Consider the following 8,738-nt stretch of genomic DNA (forward strand, 5'->3'; position numbering starts at 1 on the left):
AGTAAGACATAATCTGCACCTCAAAATAGGTGTCCAGGTTTTGGGGTGCAGATCAAAGTGCGGTCAGAATTTCAGGCGTTTTGAGAGATTATTCCACGGTAACCGCTTTCGCCAAGTTACGAGGCTGATCCACATCGGTGCCTTTAATTAGGGCAATGTGATAAGCCAACAGCTGCATCGGCACGGTGTAATAAATCGGTGCGGTAATATCATTTACCGTTGGCATGGTGATGATTTTCATGCCTTCCGCTTCACTAAAACCGGCCTCTTTATCAGCAAACACATACAATTGACCGCCACGGGCGCGCACTTCTTCTATGTTGGATTTGATTTTTTCCAGCAATTCATTGTTTGGTGCGACCACAATCACCGGCATATCGGCATCGATTAAGGCTAACGGACCGTGTTTTAGCTCACCGGCGGCATAGGCTTCTGCGTGAATATAAGAAATTTCTTTTAACTTCAACGAGGCCTCCATCGCAATGGGGTAGAACTCGCCACGACCTAAAAATAACGCATGGTTCTTTTCGGCAAAATCTTCCGCCAAGGTTTCAATGTGTTTATCGAACGCTAAAGCCTTTTCAATCTCCGCCGGCAGCGCTTGCAATGCTTTCACAATGTCCTGCTCTTTCTCCGTAGAAAGGGTCTGTTTGGCTTTACCAACCGCCACGACTAACATTAACAATGCGGCTAACTGCGTTGTAAAAGCTTTGGTGGAGGCTACCCCGATTTCCACGCCGGCGCGGGTCATGAATGCCAGATCCGATTCGCGCACGAGGGACGAGCCGGCTACGTTACAAATCGTCATCGCCGCCATATAGCCTTTTTCTTTCGCTAAACGTAAAGCTGCTAGGGTATCCGCCGTTTCGCCGGATTGGGAAATCGTAATCAATAAACTGTTTGGGCGTACTACAAATTTGCGGTAACGAAATTCAGAGGCAATTTCCACATCACAGCTCACGCCGGCCACGCTTTCAAACCAATAACGAGACACCATACCGGAATTGTAAGATGTACCACAAGCCACGATTTGAATGTGTTCCACTTTTTCGAGAATGTCTTTCGCGCCGTTACCGATCGCTTCCACCACTACGTTATTGTGGGTTACACGACCTTCCATCGTGTTGATAAGTGCGGTCGGTTGTTCGTAAATTTCTTTTTGCATGAAGTGGCGGTGTTTGCCTTTTTCCGCCGCATCGTTTTCTAAATTGGAATCATGCGCCTCACGCTCGACTTTATGACCATCGCGATCGTAAATATCCACGGAACGGCGAGTAATTTCTGCAATGTCGCCCTCTTCTAAGAAAATAAAGCGACGGGTAACGCTTAACAAAGCAAGTTGGTCAGAGGCAAGGAAGTTTTCGCCAATGCCCAAACCGATCACCAATGGGCTGCCGGAACGCGCTGCCACAAGATGTTCCGGATGCATACGATCCATCACGACCATACCATAGGCGCCGGTTAATTGTTTTACGACGTTCTGCACGGCTTCCAATAAACTGCCTGCGCTGCGCATTTCCCATTCCACCAAATGTGCAATGACTTCCGTATCTGTTTGGGAGGTAAACACATAACCACGCGCTTTCAACAACGCACGCAATTCTTCATAGTTTTCGATAATGCCGTTATGCACCACCGCAAAATTACCGGAAACGTGGGGGTGTGCGTTATCTTCGGAAGGCGCGCCATGAGTAGCCCAACGGGTGTGCGCAATGCCGGTGCCACCGATAAGCGGTGATTTTTCCACTGCCTCATTCAACGCTTTTACTTTGCCTAAGCAACGTACACGTTGTAATTCATGTTGTAAATTGACTACCGCCAATCCTGCGGAGTCATAACCACGGTATTCAAGGCGATGTAATCCATTAATTAAAATTTCTGCCACATCACGTTGTGCGACGGCACCAACAATTCCACACATAACTTTTTGCTCTCCTGAAATAAGCTAAAAAAACATTATTTAAAATAACCGCACTTTTAAGCGCAGATGACGTCCACACCATGGGCTTCAATGCGTTTTTTACTGTCTTCTAACAATAAATTATCGGTAATCAATACATCAATTTGTTGCCACACCAATTCAACGTTAGGCATCTTTCGCCCAATCTTTTGAGATTCCACCATCACAATCACTTCGCGCGCCACATCCGCCATCACTTGGCTTAAGCCAACCAATTCGTTGAATGTGGTCGTTCCACGATCAAAATCAATTCCATCGGCACCGATAAACAGCTGGTCAAAGTTATAAGAACGTAATACTTGCTCCGCCACTTTGCCTTGAAAAGACTCAGATGCCTTATCCCATGTGCCACCGGTCATTAACAACGTTGGCTCATTTTCGAGGGAACGCAGCTCGTTCGCTACATACATAGAATTGGTCATCACCACCAACCCTTGCTTGTTGTTCAACTGTTTAATCAACGCCGCCGTGGTGGTGCCGCTATCAATAATAATGCGATTGTGATCTAAAATACGTTCAGCTGCCCGTTTAGCAATGGCCAACTTTCGTTCCGAAAGAAAATCTTCCTGTTCGTCCTCAATGAGTTCTTGCGGCATCAAGATCGCGCCACCATAACGACGCACTAAGAAACCGTTATTTTCTAACACCGTTAAGTCTTTACGAATCGTGACTTCCGAAGTATCAAACAGCTGAACAAGCTGATCAACGCTCACCTCTCCACGCTCCAGCAATAATTGCATGATGCCGTGACGACGTTGTTGGGTATTGCGAGGATGAATGTGTCGTTTAGTCATTTCCAAACCCAAATAGTTCCGTTTAAATTTCGATTCGAAAGTTTATAGCCATTTAGAAAGGATGTAAATAAAAAGATAGGCAACAAAAAACCCTGTTTACTAGAAACAGGGTTTGAAGATTAAATATCAGAACTAATTATTTAACAGCATCTTTTAATGCTTTACCAGAAACGAATGCTGGCACTTTAGAAGCCGCAATTTTAATTTCTGCACCGGTTTGTGGGTTACGACCGGTACGCGCTTTACGCTCATTGATTTTAAATGTGCCGAAACCGATTAATTGTACGGCATCACCTTTTTTTAAGCTTTCAGTGATTGCATCTAAAGTTGCTTCTAAAGCAGCTTTAGCTTGTTTTTTATTTAATTCGGCTGCGCTTGCAATAGCATCAATTAAATCTGTTTTGTTCATAGATTAGTACCTTCTATTTTTTTAAATTTACAGTGGTGAAATAAATAATATTATCATTACTCATTCAATAAACTGAGCTCACTATAATCAGTGCAGGCAAAGCTTAATCTAAGTTGCACCGAAAGCAAAGCATGAATTATGATTTTTGTGGAAAATATCACATTACTGTTCTATTTTTATACAAATATTCGAAACCGCCTCTTCACGCAACGCATTTTTTAAATCAGAAATCAGTTCAACATCATGCCTTTCCGCCTCTTTTAACGCGCGATACAGTTGCCATTGCACATCTAATTCTTGCTGGATTAAATCCGATTCCTTCAGTTCCACCTCGGATAAGGTGCGATCATATTCCGTTTCTAAATAACCCGCTACCGTTCCCAATGACAGTTGGCTGACTTTTACCGCTTGCTCCAATGACGCGCCGGCAATGATGGTATGCAACACTTCCGCCAACCCTTCACAAGCATCTAATGCCGGCACAACACCGTAAAAATCATAGTCATTCACATCGGGAATAATGTTTTCCAGTTTTTCTAACTGACTTTCAAAATTAATGTTGGCCTCTTTAACCGTTAAATATTCCCACACTAAATTCAAAATATTGTGATACACCTTAGCGTTTTGTGGCTGTTCTGTGATTTGGCAGAATAAATGGTAGTTGGGATACATTCGCTCACACAAGCACGCCATAAAAGTTAAATGCTGCCAAGTAGCGAGATTTTCTAAACGTTTATGAATCGGATTTCGCATCATTTTTTCTCCGCACTTTAGCGATGATAAGGTTTAGAGAGCTGATGTACGGCATCCACCAACACTTTCGGGCTTTCTTCCGGCACGTCCTGATGAATGCCATGCCCAAGGTTAAATACATGACCGCTCCCTTCACCAAACGCCGCTAAAATTGACCGCACTTCGTCTTCAATTCGTCTGGCAGGTGCATAAAGCACGCTCGGATCCATGTTGCCTTGCAATGCCACTTTATGCCCAATACGGCGGCGTGCCTCAGCAATATCCACCGTCCAATCCAAGCCCACGGCATCACAACCGGTATCGGCAATGGCTTCTAACCATAAGCCGCCACCTTTGGTAAATAAGGTGACCGGCACACGACGCCCCTCATGATCGCGAATCAAACCATCTACGATTTTGTGCATATAACGCAAGGAAAACTCGGGATATTCACGATGCGCCAACACGCCGCCCCAGGTATCAAACACCATGACCGCCTGGGCGCCGGCTTTAATTTGCGCATTTAAGTAAAGAATCACGCTGTCTGCCAGTTTATCTAACAAGGCGTGCAATAAGTGCGGTTCGCTATACAGCATTTTTTTAATTTTCGTAAAGGCTTTAGAAGAACCGCCTTCCACCATGTAAGTAGCCAATGTCCACGGACTCCCGGAAAAGCCGATAAGAGGCACTTCACCATTGAGTTCACGGCGAATTGTGCGCACCGCATTCATCACATATTGCAGTTCTTGTTCCGGATCCGGAATAGGTAAATTTTCCACCGCACTTTTGCTGTCAATAACCCGTTCAAATTTTGGTCCTTCACCGGCGCCAAAGCTTAAGCCAAGCCCCATGGCATCGGGAATCGTTAAAATATCGGAAAATAAAATTGCCGCATCTAATGCATAACGGCGCAACGGTTGTAATGTCACCTCACAGGCCAAATACGCATTACGACACAAAGACATAAAATCACCGGCTTGCGCACGAGTGGCTTTGTATTCCGGCAAATACCGCCCCGCTTGGCGCATCATCCAAATCGGCGTCATATCCACAGGTTGACGTAAAAGGGCTCTTAAATAGCGGTCATTTTTTAATGTGGTCATAAAATCTCTCGTTATTATGATGTTGTTGACACAATGCCAGTGTCGCTTCAATAAGTTTGCGCGCAATCGTGCCATGGGGCGGCAACTCAGGTAACGGCTTGTCATAAGTAAACCATTGCGCATCATGAATTTCTTCCGGCTGAATTTGAATCTCACCGCCGGCGTAATCGGCTAAAAACCCGACCATTTGCGAATTGGGAAATGCCCAAGGTTGGCTACCAAAGTAGCGCAAATTTTGCACATGAATATGGGTTTCTTCGTAAACTTCTCGCCACACGGCTTCCTCAAAGGTTTCCCCCACTTCCACAAAGCCTGCCAGCGTTGTGTACATACCGCCTTTATGGCGACGATGATTTGCTAACAAAATTTGTGAACCACGCCGAACGGCAACAATAATTGATGGGCAAATGACAGGATAAGCCCGAAAGCCGCAAGCTTGGCATTGTACTGCCCATTCATCCGACATTTGTTCCGTTTTTCCACCGCACTTGCCGCAAAATTGATGCGTTTGGTAAAAATGATTGAGCTCCACACCACGGCTGAGCAAATTAAATTGTTCCAACGGCAATGATAGCTGATCACGCAAGGAAAAATACGCACGCCCATCATCCGTTTGGGATTCCACCAAATACAGTGGTTGTCCGGCCCACTCGCCAATACGCATGGCGTGAAGTCCGGTTAATCCTAACTCATCGGCACGACCAAAAGGAAGTTTGCCATCCACCCAATGAATCGATGACGCTTGCGTAAAGAGCCAAAAGCCCTGTTTGTCAGGCTCAATTCGTTTCATTTTTAACACCTGTTGTAATACGCGGAAAACACGTCCATTTTCTACCGCACTTTGTGGTTCCGAGAAGAAAAAAGTGCGGTCATTATAAAAGGTATTTGTTCATTTAGCGAATGATCCCCATAAAAAAACCCGAGACTTCGCTCGGGTTTCTTCTTGCAGAAATATTATTCTGCGTGATCGTCTTCTTCTACCATATTTAACATTTCAGCTAAACTGGCCTCGGCATCCTCAGAGGTCATGACGAATTCAGAAGCAATCTCTTCTTCATCCATCGCCGATAGTCTTACCGGCACCTCTTCATCTGCGATAACTGACGCGTTTTTATGACGATTTTGGTGATACGCAAAACCGGTACCTGCCGGAATCAAACGACCTACGATGACGTTTTCTTTCAAGCCGCGCAATTCATCGCGTTTACCTGCTACTGCCGCTTCCGTTAACACACGTGTGGTTTCTTGGAAGGATGCCGCAGAGATGAAGGACTCGGTGGCCAAGGACGCTTTGGTAATACCCAATAATTCGCGTTCAAATTCCACCGGCGGTTTGCCTTCGGCTTCACGTTTACGGTTAACGATTTTCACGCGAGCTACTTCCACTTGTTCCCCTTCAAGGAATTCGGAGTCGTAAGCTTTGGTAACAATCGCTTTACGCAACATTTGGCGCACGATCACTTCGATGTGTTTATCGTTAATTTTTACCCCTTGTAAGCGGTAAACTTCTTGGACTTCATTCACGATATATTCGGTTACCGCGTGTACACCGCGTAAACGTAAGATGTCATGTGGCGTTTCCGCACCATCGGAGATTAAATCACCGCGTTCTACCATTTCACCTTCGAATACGTTCAATTGACGCCATTTTGGAATCATTTCTTCGTACACTTCGCCTTCTGCCGGGGTAATCAACAAGCGGCGTTTACCTTTGGTTTCTTTACCGAAGGACACGATACCGGAGATTTCTGCCAAAATCGCAGGCTCTTTCGGCTTACGCGCTTCAAACAAGTCTGCCACGCGTGGAAGACCACCGGTAATATCTTTCGTTCCTACAGATTCTTGCGGAATACGTGCTAACGGATCACCGATATGCACTTCTGCGCCGTCATCTAATGTCACGATAGCTTTACTTGGTAAGAAGTATTGCGCCACTACGTCAGTACCCGGAACAACAACATCGTTGCCTTTGTCATCTACCAGTTTGATTGCCGGACGTAAGTCTTTACCAGCGGTTGCACGTTCACCCACATCTTGCACTACGATAGAAGAAAGACCGGTTAATTCATCGGTTTGACGGGTGACGGTTAAGCCGTCCACGATATCCACAAATTTCACAAAACCACTCACTTCAGAGATAACCGGCATAGTATGCGGATCCCAGTTAGCGATGGTTTCACCGGCATTCACCTCTTGCTGATCGCCTTTGTTTAAAATCGCACCATAAGGCACTTTATAGTGTTCTTTGGTACGTCCGAACGTATCCACAACGGTTAATTCGGTATTACGAGACGTTAATACCAATTTGCCTTCGTTATTCGTAACGAATTTCGCATTGGCTAAACGCAATGTCCCGTTGTTTTTCACTTGTACGCTAGACTCTTTGGCTGCTGCAGATGCCGCACCACCGATGTGGAACGTACGCATGGTTAACTGTGTTCCCGGTTCGCCGATAGATTGTGCCGCAATAACACCCACTGCTTCACCTTGGTTGATCAAGTGGCCACGTGCTAAGTCACGACCGTAACATTTCGCACACACTCCGAAATCGGTGTTACAGGTTACAACAGAACGTACTTTCACGCTGTCTACAGAGTTTTCGTCTAATACGTCACACAATTTTTCATCTAATAAGGTATTGCGTGGAATTAAAACTTCTTCCGTACCTGGTTTTAAGATGTCTTCTGCCGCAACACGACCTAAAACTTGTTCACGTAGAGGCACTTTTTCATCACCACCCTCAATTAACGGGGTCATCACGATACCTTCGTGTGTACCACAGTCATCTTCTACGATAACGAGGTCTTGTGCGACGTCAACCAAACGACGAGTTAAGTAACCTGAGTTCGCTGTTTTCAACGCGGTATCCGCCAAACCTTTACGCGCACCGTGGGTGGAAATAAAGTATTGTAAAACGTTTAAACCTTCACGGAAGTTTGCGGTAATAGGTGTTTCGATAATGGAACCATCCGGACGTGCCATCAAGCCACGCATACCTGCTAACTGACGAATCTGTGCTGCAGAACCACGCGCACCGGAATCTGCCATCATAAAGATGCTGTTGAAAGACGCTTGTTTTTCCGGTTTACCTTCACGGTTAATCACTTCTTCCGTAGAAAGGTTTTCCATCATGGCTTTAGCAACACGCTCGTTGGCGGCAGCCCAAATATCGATTACTTTGTTATAACGTTCGCCGGCAGTCACAAGACCGGATTGGAATTGTTCCTGAATTTCAGCCACTTCTTCTTCCGCAGCAGAAATAATTTCGTATTTCTTCGCCGGAATGACCATATCGTCGATACCAACGGAAGAACCTGAACGTGCAGCATAAGCAAAACCGGTATACATAATGTGGTCAGCAAACATGACGCTGGCTTTTAAACCTAAACGACGATAGCTTTCATTAATTAACTTAGAAATCGCCTTTTTGCCAAGTGTTTGGTTAAACAAGCTAAACGGCATACCTTTCGGCGCGATCATCCATAAAATGGCACGACCAATAGTGGTATCTGTTAATGTGGTTTTTGATTCAAACTCACCCGCTTCATTTTTCACATATTCGGTAATACGCACTTTCACGCGAGAATGCAATTCCGCCTGACCGGTACGATAGGCTTTTTCTGCTTCGCGTGGATCTTGCAATAACATGCCTTCACCTTTACCGTTCACTTTGTCGCGGGTCATATAGTAAAGACCCAACACCACGTCTTGTGATGGAACGATAATCGGATCACCGTTTG

Annotated in this window: 7 protein-coding genes; all 7 read right to left on the reverse strand. The window is 45.4% G+C overall.

Annotated elements, in window-relative coordinates; genetic code table 11:
• Positions 1 to 88: 88 nt before the first annotated feature.
• Positions 89 to 1,921: a glutamine--fructose-6-phosphate transaminase (isomerizing) gene (gene glmS / locus Q0203_RS04685; RefSeq protein ID WP_297929911.1), complete on the reverse strand. Its 1,833-nt coding sequence runs from the start codon at positions 1,919 to 1,921 to the stop codon at positions 89 to 91.
• A 56-nt stretch (positions 1,922 to 1,977) separates the two neighbouring features.
• Positions 1,978 to 2,754: a DeoR family transcriptional regulator gene (locus tag Q0203_RS04690; RefSeq protein ID WP_297929913.1), complete on the reverse strand. Its 777-nt coding sequence runs from the start codon at positions 2,752 to 2,754 to the stop codon at positions 1,978 to 1,980.
• A 136-nt stretch (positions 2,755 to 2,890) separates the two neighbouring features.
• Positions 2,891 to 3,163, reverse strand: a complete 273-nt coding sequence (locus Q0203_RS04695; RefSeq protein ID WP_209363688.1) for an HU family DNA-binding protein — start codon at positions 3,161 to 3,163, stop codon at positions 2,891 to 2,893.
• Positions 3,164 to 3,325: 162 nt separating this feature from the next.
• On the reverse strand, positions 3,326 to 3,916 hold the full coding sequence (locus Q0203_RS04700; protein ID WP_297929921.1) for a DUF416 family protein: 591 nt from the start codon (positions 3,914 to 3,916) through the stop codon (positions 3,326 to 3,328).
• A gap of 17 nt (positions 3,917 to 3,933) precedes the next feature.
• Positions 3,934 to 4,998 carry a uroporphyrinogen decarboxylase gene (gene hemE / locus Q0203_RS04705; RefSeq protein ID WP_297929915.1) on the reverse strand — a complete coding sequence of 355 codons (1,065 nt, stop codon included), beginning with the start codon at positions 4,996 to 4,998 and terminating at the stop codon, positions 3,934 to 3,936.
• On the reverse strand, positions 4,979 to 5,788 hold the full coding sequence (gene nudC / locus Q0203_RS04710; RefSeq protein ID WP_297929917.1) for an NAD(+) diphosphatase: 810 nt from the start codon (positions 5,786 to 5,788) through the stop codon (positions 4,979 to 4,981). The genes hemE and nudC overlap by 20 nt, the downstream gene beginning before the upstream one ends.
• A 164-nt stretch (positions 5,789 to 5,952) precedes the next feature.
• Positions 5,953 to 8,738: DNA-directed RNA polymerase subunit beta' (locus Q0203_RS04715; RefSeq protein WP_297929919.1), on the reverse strand; the 2,786-nt coding region annotated here is incomplete at its 5' end.

The sequence above is a fragment of the uncultured Aggregatibacter sp. genome (genome assembly GCF_938046485.1).
Taxonomy (GTDB): Bacteria; Pseudomonadota; Gammaproteobacteria; order Enterobacterales; family Pasteurellaceae; genus Aggregatibacter.